Consider the following 22,990-nt stretch of genomic DNA (forward strand, 5'->3'; position numbering starts at 1 on the left):
CGAGATGGCCAAACGGCCCGGCTGGCGACGCTGGGTCACCTTCGACGCTGCTGCTCTTCTGGGGTATCGCGATGCTGGCCACCGTGTCGTTCACCGTGCTCACGCAGGCCGCGGCCCGGCAGAGCTCGGACGTCGTCGCCCTGCTGCGGGAGGGCGAGCGGGAGGCCGCGCTGAACGCGATGCCGTCCTCGTTCGCCTCGGTCGGCGTACCGGCGATGGGCGGTGTGTTCCTCGGGTTCATCGCGCTGATCGGTCTGAACGCCACCCTCGGGCTCTTCGACTCGTTCTCCCGGGGCCAGGCCGACATGACGTACAACGTCGTGCCCGGCGCCAAGCGGTTCCGGACCTCGCACCTCTACGGCGGGTTCCTCTGGGGTGTGATCATCTTCGGGATCTGCATCCTGCTCTGGGGGCCTGCCGACGGTCCGGCTGCGATCCTCGACGTCCTGGCGTTCCTGTCCACCTTCGCCATGGGCGCGTACTGCATCGTGCTCCTGCTGGTGAACAACCGGCTGCTGCCCAAGCCGATCCGGCCGAAGCTGTGGACGAACCTGATCATCGGGTTCGGTGCGTTCTTCTACCTGGGGATGCTCCTCTACAGCCTCTTCCGCTTCGGTGTGGTCGTGGGTTGACGTGTCCCTCGTACACGCACGTCAGCTCGCCGAGGTCAGCGTGCCCGGCGCGGTGATCGGCGTGCTGGGGGTTCCGTTGTCGGCGGGCTGGCCGCGGTCGTCGGCCAGCCCGTCGGCTGGGCGCTCGCGGGCGCGGTCGCACTCGCCGTGCCGCTCGCCGTGCTCGGCGCGATCTACGGGGTGCTCGTCGGTCTCGGCCACGCCAAGCCGGGCATGTTCGCGCCGGCGGCACTCATCTGGTTCCTGGGATTCCCCCCGTCCTGCTCGGCGGGAGTGCCACACCGCCCGACGACGTCGTGACGTTCCTGGCGTACCAGGCCCTCATCAGCATGGGCTTCGCGATCGGCTTCATCTGGCTGTACGAAAGGATCAGTCCGGCCTGGATGGCGCAGATCAAGGACCATAATCCGTACGCGCAGCGGGTATACACCCGCTACGTCGCCCACGCCGAAGCGGTGTGGGTGGCCAGGGAGCACCGACGCGCCAGGCGTCGTGGCCCCGGCCTGCGGCGTCCACCGGGGCCGCCGCCCGGGCGAGGACTCGCCGGTCCTCGTGACGGACGGCGCGGTGGTGCGAGCCTGCCCGCCGCGCCGTCCCCGTTTCGACGCCCGCTGCCGGGCACAACCCCGACAGGAGAGAGATGAACGTTCCGACCTGGGCGTGGATCACGACGATCGCGGCGTTCCTCGCCGTGATCGCATTCGACTTCTACCTGGTGGCCCGCAACCCGCGGGACCCATCGATGCGGGAGTCCACGATCTGGGTGATCGTGTACGTCTCCCTCTCCATCGCGTTCGGGCTGGGAGTGCTCGCCGTCGCCGGACCGCAGTACGGCGGTGAGTTCTTCGCCGGCTGGATCACCGAGTACTCGCTCTCGGTGGACAACCTCTTCGTCTTCGTGCTGATCATGAGCAAGTTCGCGGTACCGCGGGACTACCGGCAGAAGGTGCTCCTGATCGGCATCGTGCTCGCGCTCGTGCTGCGCGGAATCTTCATCGCACTCGGCGCGGAGGCCATCTCCCGCTTCGACTGGATGTTCTACCTGTTCGGGGCGTTCCTCATCTGGACGGCGTGGAAGCTCATCAAGGAGGCCGACGGGGACGAGGAGTTCGAGGAGAACCGCCTGCTGCGCTTCGTCGAGCGCGTGGTGCCCTCCACGAACCAGTACAACGGCGCGAAGATGACCACCGTCGTCGACGGCCGCAGGCTCGTGACGCCGATGCTCATCGTGATGGTGGCGATCGGCACCACCGACCTGCTGTTCGCGGTCGACTCCATCCCGGCGATCTTCGGCCTGACCCAGGAGCCGTACCTGGTGTTCACGGCCAACGCATTCGCGCTGATGGGGCTCCGGCAGCTGTTCTTCCTGATCGGCGGGCTCCTGGACCGGCTCATCTACCTCAGCAAGGGCCTGGCCCTCATCCTCGCCTTCATCGGGGTGAAACTGATCCTTGAGGCCATGCACCACCACGGCGTGGCCTGGGCCCCCGAGATCCCGATCCTGGTCTCGCTCGCCGTCATCGTCGGCACCCTCGCCGTGACGACGGTGCTCAGCCTGATGAAGTCCCGCCGCGACGCCGCAGCCGCGACCACCTCGGGCGACGAACTGACCGGGCCGAAGCACCACACGTCCGGCAACTGACCGACACGACACGAGCGCCCGCCCCTACTGGGGCGGGCGCTCGTCGTGCGTACGGGCTCAGCCGCGCGGTGTCTTGTCGTCCACCTCGGGGTCGTCGTTCTTCGGGTGCCGTCGCACCGTGGTCGCCCCGCGCTGCATGCCGAGGACGCTGACCACCGGGCCGAGCGCCACCTGGCCGAGCCCGCAGATCGAGGTCTTGCGCATCACCATCTCGAGCTCCAGGACGCGCTCGCGGCCCGCGTCGTCGAGGCCGCCGCTGCCGATGGCCTCCGTGAGCAGGGTGTGCGCCTTCATCGAGCCGACCCGGCACGGCACGCATTTGCCGCACGACTCGTTGCGGAAGAAGCGCAGCACGTTGGTGGCGGCGGCGAGCAGGTCGGTGCCCTCGGCGATCGCGACCAGGGCCCCCGAACCGAGCATCGACCCCGCCTCCGCGAGCGTGCCGAAATCCAGGGGGACGTCCAGCTGGTCGGGCCCGAGGAAGTTCGACGACGCCCCACCGGGCTGGACGGCCTGCAGCGCGGCACCCCCGGCCACCCCGCCCGCCTCCTCCAGGAGCGCACGGGCGGTCGTGCCCATCGGCACGCAGTAGACACCGGGCCGTTCGACGTGCCCGGACACCGCGAAGAACTTCCAGCCGACGGAGTCGCCGACGCCCTGGTCGCGCCACCACTGCGCGCCCCGCTCGACGATGACGGGCACGTCGGCGAACGTCTCGACCGAGTTCATCAAGGTGGGCCGGCCCCACAGCCCGTGCACGCCGGGGAACGGGGGCTTGTTGCGGGGCTCGCCGCGGTGGCCCTCCATCGCCTCGATCAGCGCCGACTCCTCGCCCAGGATGTAGCCGCCGGGTGAGGTGAAGACATCCAGCTGCAGCGTCCGGCCCGAACCGAGCACATCGGTGCCGAGCAGCCCGGCGGCCCGGATCGCCTCGATCTCGGCCCGCAGCACGTGCTCCTCCGGCCCGTACTCGTGGCGGATGAACACGTATCCCTGCTCCGCCCCGGTGCAGACCATGCCGAGCAGCAGGCCCTCCAGCACCAGGTGCGGCTCGTCGGCCAGGATCTGCCGGTCCTTGAAGGTGCCGGGCTCGGACTCGTCGGCGTTGCAGATGGCGTACTTGAGCCCGGCCGGCTGGTCGGCGACGAGCTGCCACTTGCGGCCGGTGGGAAAGCCCGCACCGCCCATCCCGCGCAGGCCGGAGTCGGTGACGGCGGCGATGACCTCCTGCGTGGTCCGCTCACCGGTGAGCACCGAACGGAGCACGCGGTAGCGCTCCTCCCCCGCTGCGTAGGGGTCGTTGGGCCAGGGCTCGGCGCGCCCGGACGGGGTCGGCGACGCGTGGCCCAGGTCGTCGACGCGGGCGGCGGCCACCAGCGCGTCGGTGTCCTCCAGCGCGGCCGGATGCTCGTTGACGGCCACTGCGGGTGCGATGTCGCAGCGGCCGAGGCAGGACACCTCGGTGAACTCGACGTCGGCGTCGCCGTCCAGCCGGGCGTGCAGCTCGGCGAGCCTCTCATCGGCGCCGGCGAGCCAGCACGTGAGGTCGTGGCAGCCGTGCACCGCGACCTTGGGTGGCGGGTCGGTGCGGAAGTGTGGGTAGAACGAGATGAGCCCCTCGATCTCGTAGAGCGGGCGGCGCAGCTCGCGCCCGAGCGCCACCAGCTCTTCGCGCGGCAGCCAGCCCAGCCGCGCCTGGATCGCGTTCAGCTCCGGGATGAGGCTCGGTCCCGGGAACTTCCCGGCCCGCGCCTCGACGCCCGGCACCTTCGCCGCCGTCATCGCCTGGCTCCGATCGCCTCGACCTGCATCATCGTCTACCGTATACCGTCCACAAGCCGTCAGTGGATACGAGTGCCGGAGCACTCGTATCCACTATGCGTCGGAGATGTGTCAGTCCTCCGACTTGCTGGTGTCCTTCAAGCCCTCGGAGATCATGTCCATCACCGACGAGTCGGCCAGCGTCGTGACGTCACCGATCTCGCGGTTCTCCGCCACGTCGCGCAGCAGCCGCCGCATGATCTTCCCCGAGCGCGTCTTCGGCAGCTCGTCGACGACCATGATCTGGCGCGGCTTCGCGATCGGACCGATCTCCTTCGAGACGTGGTCGCGCAGCGCCTTGATGGCGTCGGCACCCTTCGCCTCGTCCTGGGCGACGTTGCCGCGGAGGATCACGAACGCGACGATCCCCTGCCCCGTGGTGGCGTCGGACGCACCGACCACGGCCGCCTCGGCCACAGTCGGGTGGCTCACCAGCGCCGACTCCACCTCCGTCGTGGAGATGCGGTGGCCGGACACGTTCATCACGTCGTCCACCCGGCCGAGCAGCCAGATCGCGCCGTCGTCGTCGTACTTGGCGCCGTCACCGGCGAAGTAGTAGCCCTGGTCGGCGAACCGGGACCAGTACGTCTCGCGGTAGCGCTCTTCGTCGCCCCAGATGCCGCGCAGCATCGACGGCCACGGCCTGTCGAGCACCAGGTACCCGCCACCGCCCGGGCCCACCGGCTTGGCCTCCTCGGTGACGATCTCGGCGCTGATCCCCGGGAGCGGGCGCATCGCCGAACCCGGCTTCGCGGCCGTGACGCCGGGAAGCGGGGAGATCATGATCGCGCCGGTCTCGGTCTGCCACCAGGTGTCGACGATCGGGCACTTGTCGCCGCCGATGTGCTCCCGGTACCACATCCAGGCCTCGGGGTTGATCGGCTCGCCGACGCTGCCCAGCACCCGCAGCGACGACAGGTCGTACTTCGCCGGGATGTCGTGGCCCCACTTCATGAACGTGCGGATCAGCGTGGGCGCCGTGTAGTAGATCGAGACCCCGTACTTCTGGATGATCTCCCAGTGCCGGCCCTCGTGCGGGGTGTTCGGGGTGCCCTCGTACATCACCGACGTCGCCCGGTTGGCCAGCGGCCCGTAGACGATGTAGCTGTGCCCGGTGACCCAGCCGATGTCGGCGGTGCACCAGTAGACGCTCTCGCCGGGCTTGTGGTCGAACACCACGTTGTGCGTGTAGGCGCACTGGGTGAGGTAGCCACCCGAGGTGTGCAGGATGCCCTTCGGCTTCCCCGTGGTGCCGGAGGTGTAGAGGATGTAGAGCGGGTGCTCGGCGTCGAACGCCTCGGGCGTGTGCTGGTCGGACTGCTCGTCCACCAGGTCGTGCCACCAGACGTCGCGGCCCTCGGTCCACGGCACGTCGATCTCGGTGCGCTTGACGACCAGCACGTGCTCGATCGTCGGCGTCTGCCCCGTCGCCTCGTCGGTGTTCGCCTTCATCGGCGCCGGCTTGCCGCGGCGGTACTGCCCGTCCGAGGTGATGAGCAGCTTGGCCTCGGCGTCCTCGATCCGGGCCTTGAGCGCGCCGGGCGAGAACCCGCCGAACACCACGCTGTGCATGGCACCGAGCCGCGCGCACGCCAGCATCGAGAACACGGCCTCGGGGATCATCGGCAGCTGGATGGCCACGCGGTCGCCCTTGCCCACGCCCAGCTCGATCAGCGCGTTGGCGGTCTTGCACACCTCACGCTGCAGGTCGGCGTAGGTGATGGTGCGGGTGTCGCCGGGCTCGCCCTCCCAGTGGAAGGCCACCTGCTCGCCGTGCCCGGCCTCGACGTGCCGGTCCACGCAGTTGTAGGCCACGTTGAGCTTGCCGCCGACGAACCACTTCGCGAACGGGGCGTCCCAGTCGAGCACGCGCTCCCACTTCTGCTCCCAGTGCAGCCGCTCGGCCTGCTCGGCCCAGAACGCCTCGCGGTCGGCGTCGGCGCGGTCGTACCAGTCGGCCGTGGCGTTGGCCTGCGCGGCGAACTCGTCGCTCGGCGGGAAGCTCCGGTTCTCGGTGGACAGGTTGCTCAGCGTGGCGTTTTCCTCGGCCATCAGTGCCCTCCTGGCTCCTGGGCGGCGGCGCCCGGCTCCACATTCTCGGTGTCCGACGCTAGTGCGCCGCACACCTGAACGCACCGTCGGTCCGGACAGGTCGGGCGATTTCGACGGACGGTCGACGAAGGGCCGACCGGCGGCCGAGAAGCGGCGAGCCCGGGCCGCTGCTCGAAGCATCGCCCGTCGCGCGCGTCCCACGAGCCGGGTGGCAGCATGCGCAGGTGGCCGTGACCGCCGATCCGCTGGCCCCGCTGCTCGACCTGCCGGGGGTACCCGAGGCCGTGGCGCGGGCGCGCGACGCGCTGGTCGCGGTGCACAACCACCCGGTCAACCGGCGGGGCTGGCCGGCGAGCGCCGCCGAGGCGAGCCTGCGCGCGGCGCGCGCGTCCGCCGCCCTTGACGGAGCCGCGCTCGCGCCGAACGACGCCGTGAGCGATCCGGTGCTCGCCGGCGCCGTGCGCGCCGCGGAGGAGTGCGGGCGGCTGCTCGGTGCCTGGCGCAGCTCTCCGCTGCAGGCCCTCGCCCGGCTGCACGTCGTGGCCGCCGCCGACCTCGTACCACCGGACCGGCACGAGGCGGAGCTGGGCAGGCCGTGCGCCGGCGAGGGGGTGGCCACGCGGATCGGACTGCTCGCCGACCTCGTCACGGGCGGCACCCGCGTGCCGGCCCCGGTGCTCGTGTCGGTGGTGCACGGTGAGCTGCTCGCCCTCGCACCGTTCAGGGCGGCGAACGGGGTGGTGGCGCGGGCCGCGGCCCGGCTGGCCGCGGTGGCTGCGGGTCTGGATCCGAAGGGGCTCGCCGTGCCGGAGGTGGGGCACCTGCGCCATGCCGCGCAGTACCGGGACGCGGCGGCGGCGTTCGCCGGGGGCACCAGCGACGGAGTGCGGGAATGGGTGCTGCACTGCTGCGCGCAGTGGGAGGCGGGGGCGCGGGAGGGCACGTCGATCGCCGACTCCCGCAGCTGAGTCAGCGGTTCGGTGCGATCGCGGCGGGATCCGGCCGTTGTCGCACCGACCTGCCGATCACGACGTCGCCGGCCCCGCCCGCGGCCAGAGGCCGGGCCCGGACAGACGAGACGGGCGGCGCTCCCGTGGGAGCACCGCCCGCCTCGCGGGAAGTCCGAGATCCAGGCGTGCACTACGTGTCGTGGTAGTGGCCTCGGCGTCCGGCGTCCCGGTACGCAGGCCCACGACGACATGCCTCCCGCGGCGTGCTGTGCGTGGAGCGCCCGACCTTCCCGCACGGAGCCCTGCTCGGGGTGGACGGGTGCTTCTCTGCCGCACCGCCCCTGGCCGTCAGGGGTCCGTACGGCTCTTTGTAGTCGGTGACTCGGACCACAGCAAGGGGCCTCGAGAGGTGCACCGGTTCAGGCACGCAGGGTGGCGATCAGTGACTGTGCCATCACCCTCAGGGACCCCGGTGGCATCACGAACGGACCGGTCGCCGCCACGCGTACCAGCCGATAGCGGCCAGCGCGGCAGCCGCCCCGACACCGGCCGCCGTGAGCGTGGTGCGCAGTGGCGGACGGCGGAACCGCAACGCGACCGGATCGGCGAACGTCAGGACGGGCCAGCCGCGCAGCGCGGCCTCCCGGCGCAGCGCGCGGTCCGGGTTGACCACGGTGGGATGCCCGACGGCCTCGAGCAGCGGCAGGTCGGTGATCGAGTCGGAGTAGGCGCGGCAGTCCTCGAGCCGGTACCCCTGCTCCTGGGCGAGGCGGCGCGCTGCCTGCGCCTTCTCCTCGCCGTAGCAGTAATAGTCGATCAGTCCGGTGTACCGGCCGTCGACCACGCCCATGCGGGTGGCGACACAGCGGTCGGCACCGACGAGGGCGGCGATCGGCTCGACGACCTCGTGGCCCGACGCCGAGAGCACGACGACCTCGTCGCCGTTCGCCCGGTGCTCGGCGATCAGCGCGGTGGCCTCGGCGTAGACCAGCGGCTCGACGATGTCGTGCAGCGTCTCGGCCACGATGCTGCTGATCTGCGCCACCTCCCAGCCGGTGCACAGCGCGGTGATCCGCTTGCGCAGCAGGTCCATCGTGTTCGCGTCGGCGCCGGACAGCACCAGGAGCAACTGTGCGTAACCACTTCGGAGCGCCGCGCGCCTGCTGATGAGCCCCTGCCGGCGGAACGGGCGGCTGAAGGCGAGCGCGCTCGAGCCGGCGATGATTGTCTTGTCGAGATCGAAGAACGCGGCGGCGCCGGAGCGAGCCGGCGCCGGGGTGGGCAGCTGCGGGGGGAGCGCACCGGACACCCGGGCGAGCTTGCCAGACAGGACGGACACCGACGGGGTCCTGGGCCGACACCATGGCAGCGGCTTTGCATCTGAAGCGCGCGGATGTGCTCGTCAAGGGCTACGATGGAACCGTCCGGCTCTGTCCGGACGCGGTTCAGCTCGACCCCCCGGAGCTGAACCAACAGACGGCCCCCGCCAATCCCCCCTGGCGGGGGCCGTCCCATGTGTGGGGGGCGATCAGTACCCGGCGTGCTTGTCGACGACGTTGCGCAGCGGCTCGCCCGCGACGAAACGGGTGAGGTTGTCGACGAAGATGTCCACGCCTCGCCGCTGCGTCTGCGCCGTGGTCGCGCCGTTGTGCGGCGTGACGATGACGTTCGGCAGCGACCAGAACGGGCTGTCCGGCGGCAGCGGCTCGACGGCGTGCGCGTCCAGGCCCGCACCGGCGATCCCGCCGTCCTGCAGCGCGGTGAGCAGCGCGGTGTCGTCGGCGATGCCGCCGCGGGACACGCAGACGTAGAACGCGGTGGGCTTCATCGCGCGAAAGGCGGCGTCTCCGAGCAACCCGCGGCTCTGCGCGGTCAGGGCGGCCGTGACGACCACGAAGTCGGACTCCGCGACGAAGTCGGTGACCTCGCCCGGCCCGTACATCCGGTCCACCTCGGGCACCTGCTGGTCGGGGCGGCGCCGCAGCCCCAGCACCCGCATGTCGAACGCGGCGGCCCTGCGGGCGAGGGCCGTGCCTGCGCCGCCCATCCCCACGATGCCGCACGTCGCACCGGCGAGCTCGCCGTGCCGGTGACGGTCCCAGCTGCGCGAGCCCTGTGCGCGCAGCCAGCGCGGCGCGTCCCGGTCGAGCATCAGCATGAGCATCAGCGCGTGCTCGGCGAGCGGGACGGCTCCGTTGCCCTTCGACGACGTCAGGACGACCGGGCTCGCCACCATCTCGGGGTACAGCGCGCCGTCGACGCCCGCGGCCCAGCTGTGCACCCACCGCAGCCGACCCGCGGCCGCGAGCCCCGCGGCCTCGAGGTTCCCGGCCACGACGTGCGCATCCGGGAGCCGGTCCGCCACCTCGGCGGTCCGCGCCGCGAACACGACCTCGGCGTCCGGCGCGGCCGCTCTGATCCGCTCCTCCTCCTGCTCCGGAACCCCGCAGACGACCACGAGAAGCGGTTCACCCATCACGTCTCCTTGTCGATGACCAGCACCTCGAACAGCCCGAGCGGCGGGAGGTCGACACCCGGCCTGCCGTCGCGCTCGGTCACGCCCAGGTCGATGCTCGCGCCAACGGCCCGAACCCGCGCCGCCGGGTCCGCCCACGGGATCCACAGCCGGGCCCCGTGCACGGGGACGGGCGGCCCGAAGCGCTGCGGCCCGGCGCCGGTGAGGTTCACCAGGTGCACCACGAGCCCGGCCCGCGAGCGGCCGAGCACCACCTCCACCTGGTCGGGCAGGTCGGTGTCCGCCCCGACCGGCACCGGCACGGCCGCGCGGACGGCGTCGACGAACAGGTCGCGGTGCGCGGACAGGCCCACTTCCCGGTAGGCCCGGCCCACGGTCCACGGCAGCACCGTCATCCGGCCCGCGGCGAGCAGGCCGGGCTGCGCGAGCTCGACGTGCCCGTGGCACTTCTCCGGCGGCCCGTAGGGCGCCCGGGAGAGCACCCGCATCGCGGTGCGCGCACCGTCCGTCGGCGCGACGACGTGGTAGGCGCCGATCACCGGAACCGGGAACGCGCCGTCACCGTCGGGGAGCAGGTGCATCGACCGGACGGCCTCGACGCCGTCGCGTACGGCGAGGCGTTCCCGCACCGGCGACCCGACGAGCTGTGCGACTTCCCCGTCGAACCCGCTGGAACCCGTGGTCACGATCGCGCCGGTGAACGCGTCGAGCGCGGCGACGGCGGCGGGATCGAGCGCACCGAGGTCGGGGAGCACGACCACCGAGTACTCGTCGAGCCGCCCGCAGTCGCCCAGCCGCTCCTCCCCCAGCACGTCGAACGGCACGTGCCGTTCGAGCAGTGCCCGGTATAGGCCCTGGAACTCCGCGGTCGAGGGCCGCGGCGCGAGCGGGTCCGGCCGCACCAGCAGCACGCGGGCCGCCGGGACGAGGTCGGTGTAGACGTCCTGGTGGTCGCGGTGGTGGCGGGTGATCCGCCCGGCGACGCCGAGGCACTCGTAGCGCGAGTCGTCCGGCGTGCCCATGACGTACGTCGACGGGTTCGCTCCCCGCGAGATCGCCTGCACGAGGTACTGCGCCACGTGCTCCGGTTCCTCACCGGCGAGCCGGTAGGGCATGTCGACGAAGCCGACCGCGTTCGTGAACACCGGTACGTGCGGGCGGTACGTGCGGGCCGCGCTCACGTGCTCGCTGGTGCGGTGGTGCCACAGCGGGCGCCCGACCGCGTTGTTCGCCTCGTGGAAGACGATGTCGGCGGTGTCGCCCATGATCAGCGGCGCCTCCGGCCTGCGCACCGCGATCCACTCGCGCATCCGGCCGCAGAACTCGTCGATCATGCCCTTGGCGAACCGGCGCCACCGGGGGTACGAGCGATCGTCCGGCCCGGCCGGGAGCGGCGCGCCGAACGCCCGCGCGCACGACAGGCACTGGCACACCCCGCGGTAGCGGCCGCTGTAGTCGCGCTCGTTGTAGGAGGCCCAGTTGAAGAAGAAGCCGTCGACCTCGTAGCGCGAGAGCACCTCGTCGACCACGGCGAAGCTCTCCCGCTGGTAGTACGGCGCGCTCGGGCAGACGCTGGTGAGGCCGTTGTAGACCTGCCACTCGCCGTCCGGACCGACGAAGCACCACTCGGGGTGCTCCTCGGCGCGGCGCCGGTCGACCTTGGAGAAGTCCATCCGGGCGAGCAGCCGGATCCCGCGGTCGTGCGCCGCGGCCACGGCGTCACCGACGAGGTCGCCGCTCGCGCGCTGTGCGAGTGCCGGATTGCGGGTCTGCGCGGGCAGGTCGGTCGGGTAGTTCGAGACGATCCCGCCGACCGACAGCAGCCACGCGTTCGCGCCGAAGTCCTCGATCTGGTCCAGGACCCGCTCCACGTCGAGGCCTGCGTCGATCTCCCTGAGGTTCGTCTGGAACGCGCGGAACGGCTCGTGCCACCACAGCCCCATCAGCGATCCCACGTCACGTGCAGCACCTCGAGCAGCTCCACCGAGTCGACGACCACCGAGACCCGGCCGTCCGCCACCGTGACGTCCGGTTCCGCTCCCGCCACCAGCAGCCGCGCGCTCGCCCCGGTCCGCCCGTCCGGCAGCGCCACCGAGACGGTGAGCGGACCCACCGGGATCAGCTCTCGCACCGGACCGCGCATCGCGCCGGGGTTGGTGAGGTTGACGAGGCACACGGCGAGCTCATCGTCGCCCTCGTGGACGGCGATGTCGTGCAGTCCCGGCCCGCTGACGGCGACCCGGTGCGGCCCGCCGAGCGCCCACGTCACCGCGTTCGCGATCAACCGACCGTGGTCGGGCTGCAGCGCCTCCCAGAACAGCGAGCCGAGGTCGAACGCGATGTGGACCGTGCGCCCCTCGCCCTGCCGCGCCACGACGGCCGGGTCCTCCGGCGGGCGGCGCGCGTAGAGCTCCTCCATCGGCAGGTCCGGGTAGTCCGGGACGAACCGGAAGGGCACGTCGGCGTCCGGGGCTGCGGCGACGCGCACCAGGTGGGTGCCGCCGATGATCCGCCGGGCGCCCTCGTACCCGGCCGAGAGCGGATGCTCCCCCGTCAGCGCGATGTAGTTGTTCTTCACCGGGCCGCGGGCGTCCTGCTCCAGGTGCACGCCGAGCACGTCGGCGAGCCCGAAGTCGGCCCGCGGCGTGCCGTCGGCGGTCTGCAGCGACGTCCGGTACCCCGCCACCACCCCGCCGCCCGCTCGCACGAACTCGCGCACGGCGGCACACGCCTCGTCGCTCAACCGCTCCGCGTTGGCCAGCACGAGCACCCGGAAGCGCCCGAGCTCCTCCGGCGTGAACCGGGTGGCGGAGACGAACTCGAACGGGATCCGCGCTTCCACCAGCGCCTGGTGGAAGCCGTCCTCGTGCGGGTCGCCCCCGGGTTCTGCCGTGTCGAACACCGCGACGTCGGCGGTCACCCGCATCCGGGACAACACCGGCTCCACGGCCGCGTGCAGGCCGAAGGCATCGACGACGGGGGCCACCCACCGGTCGTCGGGCACGACGCCGTTGAACTTGGTGAACCACGGGAGCCCGCCCTGCGCGAACCCGTCCACGATCCACATCCGGATCTCAGCAGGGCCGGCCACCGAGTCCTTCCAGCGGTGCGCGTGGTGCTCGGGGCCCACCGAGGAGATCAGCACCGCCGGGCGGTCGCGGAACGCCCCGCGGCTGCGCTTGGCGTTGCGGCCCGCGGTCCACGGCGGCTCGATGCCGGTACGCCCCTGCCGGTCGAGCACGAAGAAGGGGTAGTGCCGCTCGATCAGGTCGCGGTCGAGCTCGTGCACGGCCAGGGAGCCGAGGTTGGGGATGAACCGCGCGTGCGGGCGGATGTCCTTCACCGCCGTGTCCCACAGCGCCACGAGCTCGCTGAGCTGCTGGCGCCGCCACGGGACGTAGGCCTTCCACGCGAGGTCGTCCGGGTCGTACGGTTCGAGCGGCAGCTCGTGGCCGGTGGCGTCGAAGAACGACCGGCGCGCGTGCTCGCTGTAGGACACGCCGTGGCCCTGCCAGCGGTTGGCGAAGATCGCGTCGATGTCGTACTCGCGCATCAGCTCGCGGGCGACCTCCGTGACGAACTCCCGGTTGTACGGCCCGAACGGGCAGGTCACGTACGTGCCGGGGAACGCCCAGTGCTCGCGCGGCGCGCCGTCGGGTGTACGGGCCACCCACTCCGGGTGGGCCGCGAGCGCGTCGGTGTGCACGGCGTGCGGGTCGACGCGCGCCATCACGTGCATGCCCAGCCCGCGCGCCCCCGCGACGAGCTCGCCGAACGGGTCGCCGTCCCCGAGGTGGCGGCTGCGGTAGTGGAACGGGATCCGCGTCGGGTAGAAGGCCATGTAGCCGCCCGCGCTGATGCACGCGGCGTTGGACCGGGTCCGGCGCATGACGTCGATCCAGAACGCGGGATCGAACTCGACCGGGTCGTTCTCCGTGAGGGTGAGCTGGGTCCAGCGCGTGGCCGTCCGGTGCCAGTCGGGGGTGCGCAGGTTCATTTCAGTCCCGTCGTCGAGATGCCGCGGATCAGGTACTTCTGGGCCGTCACGAAGAACACGATGATGGGCAGCAACGACAGCAGCGACATCGCGAACAGCGCGCCCACCCCGCTCGACGTCTCCGAGCTCATCATCGAGTTGAGCGCCACCGGCACCGTGAACATCTCGGTGGAGGTCAGGTAGATCAGCGGCGTGAAGAAGTCGTTCCACGTCCAGATGAAGGTGAAGATCGCCGATGTCACCAGCGCGGGCGTCATGAGCGGCAGGATGATCGACCAGAAGGTGCGGAACGGTCCCGCGCCGTCCACCCACGCCGCAGCATCCAGCTCGCGCGGGATCGTCCGGATGAACTGGACCATGAGGAACGTGAAGAACGCGTCGGTGGCGAGGAACTTCGGCAGCAGCAGCGGGAAGTAGGTGTTCACCATCCCCAGCTGGGAGAAGAAGATGTACTGCGGCACCACCAGCACGTGCAGCGGCAGCATCACCGACACCAGCGTGATGGCGAAGTACAGCCGCCTCCCCCGGAACTCCAGCCGGGCGAGGGCGTAGGCCGCGAGCGAGCAGGAGACCAGGTTGCCGACGATCGAGCCGACGCTCACCATCAGCGAGTTGAGGAAGAACAGCGAGAACGGCTCGTCGAGCGCGTTCCAGCCGTCGCGGTAGTTCTGGAACGTCACCTCCGACGGGATCAGGCCGGGCTCGGACAGCACGAGGTTGCCCGGCTTGAACGAGCTGGCCACCATCCAGATCAGCGGGTAGATCATCACCAGCACGAACGCGCACATCACGACGTGCCGCACGCCCGCCCTCATCGCTCGTCCCCGTAGAACACCCAGTACCTCGACAGCAGGAAGTGCCCGGCGGTCACGAGCGCGATGACGAGCAGCAGCACCCACGCCATCGCCGACGCGTAGCCCATGTTGAAGCTCTGGAACCCCTGTTGGTACAGGTAGAGCGTGTAGAACAGCGTGGAGTCCAGTGGCCCGCCCTGACCGCCGCTGATGATGTGGGCCTGGGTGAACGCCTGGAACGCGCCGATCGTCTGCAGCACGAGGTTGAAGAACACGATCGGCGTGAGCAGCGGCACCGTGACGCTCCAGAACTGCCGCACCCGGCCGGCGCCGTCCACCCGCGCCGCCTCGTACAGCTCCTCGGGGATCTGCCGCAGCCCGGCCAGGAAGATGATCATCGGCGAGCCGAACGTCCACACGTTGAGCACCACGAGCGTCGACAGCGCGGTGTCCGGGTTCTGCAGCCAGCTCTCACCCTCCACGCCGAACCAGCCGAGCAGGCTGTTGACCAGGCCCTCGTGGCCGAAGAGCTGCCGCCAGAGGATCGCGACGGCCACGCTGGACCCGAGCAGCGACGGCAGGTAGAAGGCGCTGCGGTAGAGCGCGAGGCCGCGCATCCCCTTGTCCAGCAGCACCGCGAGCAGCAACGCGAAGCCCAGCTGCAGCGGCACCGAGACCAGCACGTACCACAGCGTGACGCCGACCGAGGCCCAGAACCGCTCGTCCTCGACCATCCGGCGGAAGTTGTCCAGCCCGACCAGCTCGGGGTCGTGCAGCAGGTCGTAGTCGGTGAACGACAGGTACAGCGACGCCAGCAGCGGCACGGCCGTGATGAGCACGAGCCCCAGAAGGAACGGCAGCAGGAACACGTGCGCAGCGCCGCCCTGCCTGCGGAACGACGGCGTCCGACGGCGCCGCGGCGGTGGCGGTGGGCTCTGCGCCACCGGTCGCACGAGCGTGTCCTGGGTCATGACGCCTGGCCCAGCTCGCGATCGATGTCGGCGATCACGCGCGCGGCGGCGTCGGCGACGCTCGCCCGCTCCAGCGCCACCTCCTCCACGCCGCGGGCCATGATCGTGCGCCACGTCCCCGAGCCGGGCGGCGCCTCGTATCGGGGCTTCTGCTCCTGCGCCAGCTCCTGTTCGACGACGGTGAGCATCTTCTTCTCGTCCTCGTTCGCCACGGCGTAGGCCTCCTGCAGCATCCGCGGGTTCGCGGGCGCGCCCACCGAGAGCCCCACGATGCGCAGGAACGCCGGGTCGTTGATGTTGAACTGCACGAGCCGGCCTGCGGCGTCGAGCGCGTCGTCGTCGATGCCCCGGTAGACGGCGAGCCGGCTCAGGTAGCCGAAGCGGTGGCCGGGGGCCGCGTCGGGGAGCACCGGCATCATCCGCAGGCCGAACTCGTAGTCGGGGAACATCGGCGCCTCGTCGGCGATGTGGTTCGAGTTGCCGAAGGTCATCAGCACCTTGTCGCCGACCACCTCCCACTCCGGCGACGCGCCCTCCTGCTCGGACAGGCTCGTCGTGGCACCTGCGCGCCGCAGCACCTCCCACCACTCGAACCACCCCTCGAGCGCGGCGGCGTCGAAGCCCATGCGCCCGTCGGCGGTCCACAGGTCCTGCCCGTGCTGGCGCAGCCATGCCTCGAAGCACAGGTCGGCCTGGGCGTTGTAGTGGATGGCCTTGCGGCCCGCCGGGGCGTTGCGCGCGTAGTCGATCAGGAACTCCGAGAGCGCGTCCCAGGTCCAGCTCTGCGGGTCGTCGGCGGGCAGCTGGGCGCCTGCCTCGTCGAGGAAGGTCTGGTTGTAGCGCACGGCTGCCGTCAGCACGGAGCGCGGCAGCGTGTTCAGCTCGCCGTCGATCTTGAACGACTCCAGCTGCGCGGCGCTGAACGCGGAGAGGTCGAGGGAGCCGATGTCGTCGAGGCGCCGGTAGAGGCCCGCATCGTGGTAGCTCATGACGTGCGGTGACGGGATCCAGAAGACGTCGGGTACGTCGCGGCCCGCCGTCTGGACGGTGATGCGTTCCTGGAACGCGTCGTAGTCGGCGAACTCGGGCCGGACCTCGATCCCGGGGTTCTGCGCGACGAACGCGTCCAGCGCGGCCGTGTACTTCTGCTGCCGGACCGTGTCGCCCCACCACGCGTAGCGGATCGCGCTGCCGTCCGACCCGCCGCCGCAGGAGGCGAGCGCCGTCATCCCGGCTCCGAGTCCGACCAGCTGCATGAAACGTCGTCGGTTCATCGGGTCCATCGAGGTGCTCCTCGGCTCTGAGGTGGATGCGGCCGTGCCGACGCTACGAACTGGTGCACTTGTCAGTCAAGATGCTCTGCATACTTGTCTAACAATTTTGCCGGGCAGTAGCGTAGGCGCATGTCGGCAGGCACGTCGCGGTTCACGCTCGCGCCGTCGTCGATGATCGACGCGCTGTACGAGTCGATGCGGCAGCGGATCATCAACGGCGAGATCGCCGCGGGCGAGAAGGTCACCGAGGCACGGGTGGCCGGCGAGTACGCGGTCGCCCGCCCCACGGCCAAGGCCTGCCTGGAGCGGCTCACGGCCGCCGGGCTCCTGCAGCGCACGGCCCACCGCACCGCGGTGGTGCCCGAGCTCGGCGTGGCCGAGATCCTCGACCTCTACTTCGCGCGCGACTCGATCGAACGGCGCGCGGTGCAGCGGCTCGCCGAGCTGGGCACGGTCCCGGACGAGGCCCGCGGAGCCCAAGAGAACATCGAGCGCGCGGTGGCCGACAAGGACTTCGCGCACCAGGTGGAAGCCGACATCGCGTTCCACACCTCACTGGTCGACGCCGTGGGCAGCAAGCGGCTCTCCCGCATGCACGAACTGATCATGGGCGAGGTGCACCTCACGATGGGCCAGTTCCAGGCCCACCGCACCACCGACCCCCACACCGTGGCCGCGGAGCACGGGGCGATCCTCGCGGCGATCGAGACAGGCGATCCCGCGGCTGCCGCCGACCACCTGTCCGACCACCTGCGGGCCGCGCGGGACCGGCTGGTCGCCCGGCTGGCCCGCGACGAACGACAGCAGGAACCTCCGCGCGTGGGCGTTTGACCGCAGCGAGCAGCACGGGAACGTCCAGGCGGTGACGGCGGCGTGCCTTCGCGCCGATCTCGACGTGGTGATCGCCGTCAGGAGCGCACGAGCGATGCGGGTGCCGCAACCGCGTGCGTCTCGGGCCCGCGTGGGGCCTCACAGGCTGTGGATCGATCGCCGGAAGCGAGCAGCCCCCGATCCATTCTTCCCCAGGGGGCCGACGAGAACGGGCTGGTCAGCCACCTGCTGACCGAGTTGTCCACATCAACCACAGGTTGTCCACAGGTTCGGTGATCGTCCGCCACACGCCCCCTCGACCGGCCACGCTGGCTCGTACCCGGCTCGCCCGACCGGGTCCACGAGGAGGCTGTCGTGCGATCGAGAGAGATGACGGAGCGGCCGGGTCCGCCGCCCCGAGGCCTGGTCATGGTCTCCGACCCCGACCTGCTCGACGCGCTCCTGCGGCTCGCGGCGGCCGCGGGGTGCGAGATGCAGCGCGCGGTCGATCCCCCGCAGGCCCGCGCGTTCTGGAGCGACGCCCCGCTGGTGCTGCTCGACGCCGCCGCGGCCGCGCAGTGCGCCCGGGCCGGCCTGCCCCGGCGCGGCGACGTCGTCCTCGCCGTACGCGGCGAACCGCCGGCCTCGGTGTGGCGGCACGCGGTCGCCGTCGGGGCCGAGCACGTCATCACGCTGCCCGAGGCCGAGCAGTGGCTGGTCGCCGCGCTCACCGACGCCGCTGAGGGCCCGCGTCCGGGCGGCACCGTGCTCGCCGTCGTCGGCGGCCGCGGCGGAGCCGGGGCATCGGTGCTGGCCGCGGCCGTCGCGGTCACCGCGGTGCGCGAGGGTGCCCGAGCCCTCCTCGTCGACTGCGACCCGCTCGGCGGCGGGCTCGATCTCGTCCTCGGCGCGGAGGACCTCGGCGGGCTGCGCTGGCCCGGCGTCGGGGTCGAGGGCGGCCGGGTCCCGGCCTCGGCCCTCCACGCGGCACTCCCGTCACCCCGTGTCGGGCGCCGCGAGGGCGCGCTCGGCGTCCTCTCCTGCGACCGCAGCACCCACGGGCCCGCGCCCGCGGCCGTGCGCGCCGTGGTCGAGGCGGGCCGGCGGGCAGGCGACATCGTCGTGTGCGACCTCCCGCGCCATCCCACCGAGGCGGCGGCCGCCGCACTGGCGGTCGCCGACCTCGTCGCGCTCGTCGTCACCGCCGACGTCCGCTCCTCCGCCGCGGGCGCGCGGGTCGCCGCGCTGCTCGGCCGGCACGGCAGGCCGGTCCGAGCCGTCGTCCGCGGCCCTGCGCCGGGCGGTGTCGAGGCCGACGAGGTGGCCAGGGCGGTGGGAGTCCCGCTGCTCGCCGCCATGCGCCCGGAGCCGGGGCTGGCGCGAGCGCTGGAGCGCGGCGAGGCTCCGCCGCGGCCCCACGGTCCACTGGCCGGCGCGGCCCGCGCCGTGCTCGCCGCGGTGCGCGCCGCATCGGGGGCGCGCTCATGAACGCGCACGCCGGCACGGCGCCACCGGCCGACACCACCCCGCTCGTCGACAGGGTGCGCTCCCGGCTCGCCGCCACCGGTGGCGAGCTCACCCAGGCCGCCGTGGCCGCGGCCGTGCGGGCCGAGTCCGGAGGGGTCGTCTCCGACCTCGACGTGCTGTCCGCGCTGCGGGTACTGCGCCAGGAGTTCATCGGCGCAGGCCCGCTCGACCAGCTGCTGCGCGACCCGCGCACCACAGACGTCCTCGTCTGCGGGCCCGCCTCGGTGTGGGTCGACCGAGGAGCCGGCCTCGAGCGCACCGCGGTCCGCTTCCCCGACGACGGCGCGGTGCGCCGCCTCGCGCAGCGCCTCGCGATCGCCGCCGGACGTCGCCTCGACGACGCCAGCCCGTACGTCGACGGCTGGGTCGCCGACGCGGGCGTGCGGCTGCACGCCGTGCTGCCACCGGTCGCCGCCGACGGCACCTGCCTGTCGCTGCGCGTCCTCCGCCCGGCGGCCCACGACCTCGCCGCGTTGCGCGCGTCGGGCACCATCGACGCCACCGGCGAGGCGGTGCTGCGCGCGGTGCTCGCCGCCCGGCTCGCGTTCGTCGTCTCGGGGGGCACGGGCAGCGGCAAGACCACGATCCTCGCGGCACTCCTCGCCGCCGTCGACCCGCGGGAGCGCGTGGTCTGCGTCGAGGACGCCGAGGAGCTGCGGCCGCGCCACCCGCACGTCGTGCGGCTCGTCGCCCGGCCCGCCAACATCGAGGGCGCAGGCGGGGTCACGCTGCGCGACCTCGTGCGGCAGGCCCTCCGGATGCGACCCGACCGCCTGATCGTCGGCGAGGTGCGCGGCGGCGAGGTGTGCGACCTGCTCGCCGCGCTCAACACCGGCCACGACGGCGGCGCGGGCACCATCCACGCCAACTCCGCACGCGAGGTTCCCGCGCGGATGGAGGCGCTCGCCGCCGCAGGCGGGCTGCCCCGCGACGCGCTCCACAGCCAGCTCGCCGCGGCCGTGCAGGTCGTGCTGCACATGCACCGGCTGCCGTCCGGGGCACGGGTGCTCGACACGGTCGCCGTGCTGGGCCATGACCTCCACACCGACCACCACGCGGTCACCGTCCGACCGGTCTGGACACGGGCGCAGGGCTGGACCGCAGACCGCCCCGTGCTCGGTGCGCTGCTCGAGGAGCGGGAGGTGACCCTCCCGTGGTGAACGCCGCTGCCGCGTGCGCCGCACTCGCCGCTGCCGTCGCCTGCACACCACCACCGCCCGCGGTGGCCCGGTTCGCGGCGCTGTGGCCGGCCACGCGCCCCCCGCGCATCCGGTGGCCGAACCTCGTCGGGCCCGTTCTCGCTGGCGGGCTCGTTGGGGCCGTGCTCGCCGGGGTGGGCGGTGCGCTCGCCGGCGCGGTCGCCGCGCTCGTGGTCCGGCAGCGACGGGCGGTCCGGCGTGCGGCCCACGACAGGGCCACCGCCGCCGAGCAGCTGGCCGCCGCGGTTGCCCGCATCACCGACGAGCTGCGCGCCGGTAGCCATCCGGCCGCGGCGCTCGCGGGCATCGACGCCGACGGCCCGCTCGCCCGATCCGTGCTCGCCCCGGCCGCGGTGGCCGCGCGCCTCGGCGACGGGATCGTGCCGGCGCTGCGGCGTGGCGGCGTGACCCGCGCCGAGATCAACGCCGACGTCGAACGGATCGCCACGGCGTGGGCGCTCGCCGAACGGCACGGCATCCCGCTCGCCGACCTGCTCGGCCGTGCCCATGAGGACATCCGCTGGCGGGTCCGGTTCGCCGCCACCGTCCGGGCACAGCTCGCCGGGCCGCGTGCCACCGCTGCGGTGCTCACCACGCTGCCGGTCCTCGGCATCGCGCTCGGGCAGTTGATCGGCGCCGACCCGATCGGCGTCCTGCGCGGCGGCCCGCTCGGACAGGTCCTGCTGGTCATCGGCGTCGTGCTGCTGGCTGCGGGCAGCGCGTGGTCGGAGCGGATCCTCGGTTCGGCGGTACCCCGATGACGGGCGGGCAGCCGGTCTCGTCCGGCCAGATCGTGGCGCTGGTTCTGCTCGCCGCCGCGCTCCTCCTCTGCGGCGCCCGGCACGGCCACCACCGGCTCCGCGCGCTGCAGACCCCACCGTCACACCCACCTGGAGAAAGCCCTCCGGTCCGCCCGGCGTGGATCGCGGTCGGCGCTGCGGCCACCGGCGCACTGGGCTGGGCGGCCGCCGGTGCCCCGGCCGGGCTGCTGCTCGCCGCCGCCGCGGCGGGCGCGGGCGTCCTCGCGGCGCGCCGCGGCCGGCCGGACGGAGCGCTCGCTCCCGAGCCGGACACGGAGCTCGCGGCCGGCTGGGAGCTGCTCGCCGTGTGCCTGGAGGCAGGGCTGCCCGTCGCGCTCGCCGTCACGGCGGCCGCCGAACCGCTCCGGGGTGCCGTCGGTGCGCGCCTGCGCCGCACCGCGGGCCTGCTCGAGCTCGGCGCCGACGCGGAGGCGGCGTGGATCGCCGCGGAGCGGCTGCCTGCCCTCGCCACGTTCGCCCGTGCGGCGGGGCGGTCGGCGAGCACCGGTTCGGCGCTGGCCCAGGTCGCCCGTGCCGAGGCCGAGCGGATCAGGGCCGGCCTGCTCGACACGGCGCAGGCGAAGGCCCAGCGCGCCGCCGTGCTCATCACCGCGCCGCTCGGCGTGTGCTTCCTGCCGGCATTCCTGGTCCTGGGCATAGCCCCGGTCGTCGTCGGCCTCGCCGGCGAGGTGCTCGCGAACTGGTGAGCACCGTCCACCCACGAGAAGAGGAGAGAACAATGATCCAGTCCCACGCCACCCGTCCGGTCAGCACGCAGCTGCAGTCACGGCTGCGCAGGCTCGTCCACGACGACCGGGGAATGAGCACGGTCGAATACGCAATAGGCACGGTGGCCGCCGCCGCCTTCGGGGCACTGCTCTACACGGTCGTCACCGGCGACTCGATCCTCACGGCGCTCACCGGGCTCGTCGAGCGCGCCCTGACGGTCACGTTCTGATGGGCGCCCGGGTCCCGGCCAGGCGCCGACGCCGGGAAACGGCCGACGACCGGGATCGTGGAGCCGTCACCGTCGAGGCGGCGCTCGCCTTGTGCAGCCTCGCGGTGTTCCTCGCCGTGGCGGTCGGCGCCATCGCCGCGGCGGGCGGGTCCATCCGGTGCGTCGACGCGGCCCGCGAGCTCGCCCGGCTCGCCGCTCGCGGTGAGGCCGACCGCGGCCACGCCGTCGCCGCCCAGCTGGCGCCGTCCGGCGCCCGCCTGACGCTGCGCGCCGAGGGCGACCTCGTGGTCGCCGAGGTGTCGGCGGATGTCCTGCACCCCCTCCCGGTGCGGATCGGAGGTCGCGCGGTAGCGGCACTCGAGCCGGGAGCCACGCCACCATGAGCGGCCACCCACGCCGCTCCCACGACGGAGGCAGCGCCACCGTGTGGGCGGCGGTCGGCGTAGCAGTGATCACCACCGTGTTCGTCGTCGGGCTGCACCTGGGCGCCGCGGTGATCGCCCGGCACCGAGCCGAGGCGGCGGCCGACCTCGCCGCGCTCGCGGCGGCGGGCCTCGCCGTCGAGGGGCAGGAGGCCGCATGCCGCCGAGCCGGGGACGTGGCGGGAGCGGTGGGCGGCACCCTCACCTCGTGTCGGCTCGTCGGCTGGGACGCACTGGTGGAGGTCCGCGTACCGGCCGCGGTCACAGCGCCCGGCATCGGGATCGGCACCGCCGCAGGCCGGGCGCGGGCCGGTCCGGTCCCCACAACGGGCACTTCGGAGCCCGCACCGCCTGCGGTCGGCGGCACACAGCCGAACGCACCAGCCGTGACTCAGCCGGTCGGCGCCCGGTGCGGCGGCAGACCGCCGAGCGCCACGACGAGCGGTATGCCGACGTGGGCAGGCGGACCTGCTTGCCTGGTGATCGCCCCACCCGCGGCCTTCCACGGCCGCCCGACGACTCGGCGCACCACGGGAACGCTCGTCGTCACATCGGTACCGATCAGCGACACGTACTGGAATCGGAGGGATCCGACGCGCCTACTGGATGCAGTCCCCGGCCATGCACGCCAGGCCGGACCCCGGATGTCGCTCCCCAGACTGCGG

The 22,990-nt window shown here is 72.6% G+C and carries 20 protein-coding genes and 1 pseudogene; 11 read left to right on the forward strand and 10 right to left on the reverse strand.

Features of this window, described 5'->3' with window-relative positions:
* Window positions 1-71: 71 nt before the first annotated feature.
* Window positions 72-632, forward strand: a complete 561-nt coding sequence (locus FHX44_RS14390) for an Nramp family divalent metal transporter (protein WP_246170378.1) — start codon at window positions 72-74, stop codon at window positions 630-632.
* Window positions 633-653: 21 nt separating this feature from the next.
* Here FHX44_RS14390 and FHX44_RS14395 read toward each other — a convergent pair whose 3' ends face one another.
* Complete coding sequence (locus FHX44_RS14395) at window positions 654-833, reverse strand: hypothetical protein (RefSeq protein WP_170308904.1); 180 nt, start codon at window positions 831-833, stop codon at window positions 654-656.
* Between the two features lie 439 nt (window positions 834-1,272).
* Here FHX44_RS14395 and FHX44_RS14400 point away from each other — a divergent pair, with 439 nt between their 5' ends.
* Complete coding sequence (locus tag FHX44_RS14400) at window positions 1,273-2,274, forward strand: TerC family protein (RefSeq protein WP_147256274.1); 1,002 nt, start codon at window positions 1,273-1,275, stop codon at window positions 2,272-2,274.
* Window positions 2,275-2,331: 57 nt separating this feature from the next.
* Here FHX44_RS14400 and FHX44_RS14405 read toward each other — a convergent pair whose 3' ends face one another.
* The gene (locus tag FHX44_RS14405) at window positions 2,332-4,056 is read right to left on the reverse strand and encodes an NAD(P)H-dependent oxidoreductase subunit E (RefSeq protein ID WP_147256275.1); all 1,725 of its coding nucleotides are present in this window, start codon (window positions 4,054-4,056) and stop codon (window positions 2,332-2,334) included.
* Window positions 4,057-4,167: 111 nt separating this feature from the next.
* Window positions 4,168-6,147: an acetate--CoA ligase gene (gene acs / locus FHX44_RS14410; protein WP_147256276.1), complete on the reverse strand. Its 1,980-nt coding sequence runs from the start codon at window positions 6,145-6,147 to the stop codon at window positions 4,168-4,170.
* A 224-nt stretch (window positions 6,148-6,371) separates the two neighbouring features.
* On the opposite strand from acs, the gene FHX44_RS14415 reads away from it, so the two are divergent.
* Window positions 6,372-7,115 (forward strand): oxidoreductase, encoded by a 744-nt coding sequence (locus FHX44_RS14415; protein ID WP_212612474.1) that lies wholly within the window; start codon window positions 6,372-6,374, stop codon window positions 7,113-7,115.
* 460 nt (window positions 7,116-7,575) lie between these two features.
* On the opposite strand, the gene FHX44_RS14420 is transcribed toward FHX44_RS14415, so the two are convergent.
* The 7 genes from FHX44_RS14420 to FHX44_RS14450 form a co-directional block, all read right to left on the reverse strand.
* Window positions 7,576-8,382, reverse strand: coding sequence for an HAD family hydrolase (locus tag FHX44_RS14420; RefSeq protein WP_147261175.1), 807 nt, complete (start codon window positions 8,380-8,382; stop codon window positions 7,576-7,578).
* A gap of 243 nt (window positions 8,383-8,625) precedes the next feature.
* On the reverse strand, window positions 8,626-9,573 hold the full coding sequence (locus FHX44_RS14425) for a D-2-hydroxyacid dehydrogenase (protein WP_147256277.1): 948 nt from the start codon (window positions 9,571-9,573) through the stop codon (window positions 8,626-8,628).
* Window positions 9,573-11,528 carry an alpha-amylase family protein gene (locus tag FHX44_RS14430; RefSeq protein ID WP_212612475.1) on the reverse strand — a complete coding sequence of 652 codons (1,956 nt, stop codon included), beginning with the start codon at window positions 11,526-11,528 and terminating at the stop codon, window positions 9,573-9,575. Before FHX44_RS14430 ends, FHX44_RS14425 begins: the two co-directional genes overlap by 1 nt.
* Entirely contained in the window at window positions 11,516-13,570 is a 2,055-nt protein-coding gene (locus tag FHX44_RS14435) for an alpha-amylase family protein (protein WP_147256278.1), read from the reverse strand. The genes FHX44_RS14430 and FHX44_RS14435 overlap by 13 nt, the downstream gene beginning before the upstream one ends.
* Complete coding sequence (locus tag FHX44_RS14440; RefSeq protein WP_147256279.1) at window positions 13,567-14,385, reverse strand: carbohydrate ABC transporter permease; 819 nt, start codon at window positions 14,383-14,385, stop codon at window positions 13,567-13,569. Before FHX44_RS14440 ends, FHX44_RS14435 begins: the two co-directional genes overlap by 4 nt.
* Window positions 14,382-15,335: a carbohydrate ABC transporter permease gene (locus FHX44_RS14445; RefSeq protein ID WP_147256280.1), complete on the reverse strand. Its 954-nt coding sequence runs from the start codon at window positions 15,333-15,335 to the stop codon at window positions 14,382-14,384. The genes FHX44_RS14440 and FHX44_RS14445 overlap by 4 nt, the downstream gene beginning before the upstream one ends.
* Window positions 15,332-16,618 (reverse strand): ABC transporter substrate-binding protein, encoded by a 1,287-nt coding sequence (locus tag FHX44_RS14450; protein WP_147256281.1) that lies wholly within the window; start codon window positions 16,616-16,618, stop codon window positions 15,332-15,334. The genes FHX44_RS14445 and FHX44_RS14450 overlap by 4 nt, the downstream gene beginning before the upstream one ends.
* A 120-nt stretch (window positions 16,619-16,738) precedes the next feature.
* Between FHX44_RS14450 and FHX44_RS14455 the strand changes: the two genes are divergently transcribed.
* The 8 genes and pseudogenes from FHX44_RS14455 to FHX44_RS14490 form a co-directional block, all read left to right on the forward strand.
* Window positions 16,739-17,440 (forward strand): GntR family transcriptional regulator, encoded by a 702-nt coding sequence (locus FHX44_RS14455; protein ID WP_147256282.1) that lies wholly within the window; start codon window positions 16,739-16,741, stop codon window positions 17,438-17,440.
* Between the two features lie 354 nt (window positions 17,441-17,794).
* A complete protein-coding gene (ssd, locus tag FHX44_RS14460) occupies window positions 17,795-18,907 on the forward strand; it encodes a septum site-determining protein Ssd (protein ID WP_342792566.1) in 1,113 nt (370 codons plus the stop codon).
* Window positions 18,904-20,106, forward strand: coding sequence for a TadA family conjugal transfer-associated ATPase (locus FHX44_RS14465; protein ID WP_147256283.1), 1,203 nt, complete (start codon window positions 18,904-18,906; stop codon window positions 20,104-20,106). Before ssd ends, FHX44_RS14465 begins: the two co-directional genes overlap by 4 nt.
* Window positions 20,103-20,906: a type II secretion system F family protein gene (locus FHX44_RS14470; protein WP_147256284.1), complete on the forward strand. Its 804-nt coding sequence runs from the start codon at window positions 20,103-20,105 to the stop codon at window positions 20,904-20,906. The genes FHX44_RS14465 and FHX44_RS14470 overlap by 4 nt, the downstream gene beginning before the upstream one ends.
* Window positions 20,903-21,652: a type II secretion system F family protein gene (locus tag FHX44_RS14475; protein WP_147256285.1), complete on the forward strand. Its 750-nt coding sequence runs from the start codon at window positions 20,903-20,905 to the stop codon at window positions 21,650-21,652. The genes FHX44_RS14470 and FHX44_RS14475 overlap by 4 nt, the downstream gene beginning before the upstream one ends.
* 32 nt (window positions 21,653-21,684) lie before the next feature.
* A complete protein-coding gene (locus FHX44_RS14480) occupies window positions 21,685-21,903 on the forward strand; it encodes a DUF4244 domain-containing protein (RefSeq protein WP_147256286.1) in 219 nt (72 codons plus the stop codon).
* Entirely contained in the window at window positions 21,903-22,286 is a 384-nt protein-coding gene (locus FHX44_RS14485) for a TadE family type IV pilus minor pilin (RefSeq protein ID WP_147256287.1), read from the forward strand. The genes FHX44_RS14480 and FHX44_RS14485 overlap by 1 nt, the downstream gene beginning before the upstream one ends.
* Window positions 22,283-22,630, forward strand: a pseudogene (locus FHX44_RS14490) (Rv3654c family TadE-like protein); the annotation flags it as partial. The gene FHX44_RS14485 and the pseudogene FHX44_RS14490, both read left to right, overlap by 4 nt.
* Between the last annotated feature and the right edge of the window lie 360 nt (window positions 22,631-22,990).

The sequence above is a fragment of the Pseudonocardia hierapolitana genome, assembly GCF_007994075.1.
GTDB lineage: Bacteria > Actinomycetota > Actinomycetes > Mycobacteriales > Pseudonocardiaceae > Pseudonocardia > Pseudonocardia hierapolitana.

What these genes read in the sequence shown, in the direction of transcription:
- FHX44_RS14475 (WP_147256285.1), top strand. Translation starts at nt 20,903, where the DNA reads ATGACGGGCGGGCAGCCGGTCTCGTCCGGCCAGATCGTGGCGCTGGTT.
- FHX44_RS14425 (WP_147256277.1), bottom strand. Translation starts at nt 9,573, where the DNA reads ATGGGTGAACCGCTTCTCGTGGTCGTCTGCGGGGTTCCGGAGCAGGAG.
- FHX44_RS14450 (WP_147256281.1), bottom strand. Translation starts at nt 16,618, where the DNA reads ATGGACCCGATGAACCGACGACGTTTCATGCAGCTGGTCGGACTCGGA.
- FHX44_RS14405 (WP_147256275.1), bottom strand. Translation starts at nt 4,056, where the DNA reads ATGACGGCGGCGAAGGTGCCGGGCGTCGAGGCGCGGGCCGGGAAGTTC.
- FHX44_RS14440 (WP_147256279.1), bottom strand. Translation starts at nt 14,385, where the DNA reads ATGAGGGCGGGCGTGCGGCACGTCGTGATGTGCGCGTTCGTGCTGGTG.
- acs (WP_147256276.1), bottom strand. Translation starts at nt 6,147, where the DNA reads ATGGCCGAGGAAAACGCCACGCTGAGCAACCTGTCCACCGAGAACCGG.
- FHX44_RS14400 (WP_147256274.1), top strand. Translation starts at nt 1,273, where the DNA reads ATGAACGTTCCGACCTGGGCGTGGATCACGACGATCGCGGCGTTCCTC.
- FHX44_RS14480 (WP_147256286.1), top strand. Translation starts at nt 21,685, where the DNA reads ATGATCCAGTCCCACGCCACCCGTCCGGTCAGCACGCAGCTGCAGTCA.
- FHX44_RS14390 (WP_246170378.1), top strand. Translation starts at nt 72, where the DNA reads ATGCTGGCCACCGTGTCGTTCACCGTGCTCACGCAGGCCGCGGCCCGG.
- FHX44_RS14465 (WP_147256283.1), top strand. Translation starts at nt 18,904, where the DNA reads ATGAACGCGCACGCCGGCACGGCGCCACCGGCCGACACCACCCCGCTC.
- FHX44_RS14445 (WP_147256280.1), bottom strand. Translation starts at nt 15,335, where the DNA reads ATGACCCAGGACACGCTCGTGCGACCGGTGGCGCAGAGCCCACCGCCA.
- FHX44_RS14455 (WP_147256282.1), top strand. Translation starts at nt 16,739, where the DNA reads ATGTCGGCAGGCACGTCGCGGTTCACGCTCGCGCCGTCGTCGATGATC.
- FHX44_RS14435 (WP_147256278.1), bottom strand. Translation starts at nt 13,570, where the DNA reads ATGAACCTGCGCACCCCCGACTGGCACCGGACGGCCACGCGCTGGACC.
- FHX44_RS14485 (WP_147256287.1), top strand. Translation starts at nt 21,903, where the DNA reads ATGGGCGCCCGGGTCCCGGCCAGGCGCCGACGCCGGGAAACGGCCGAC.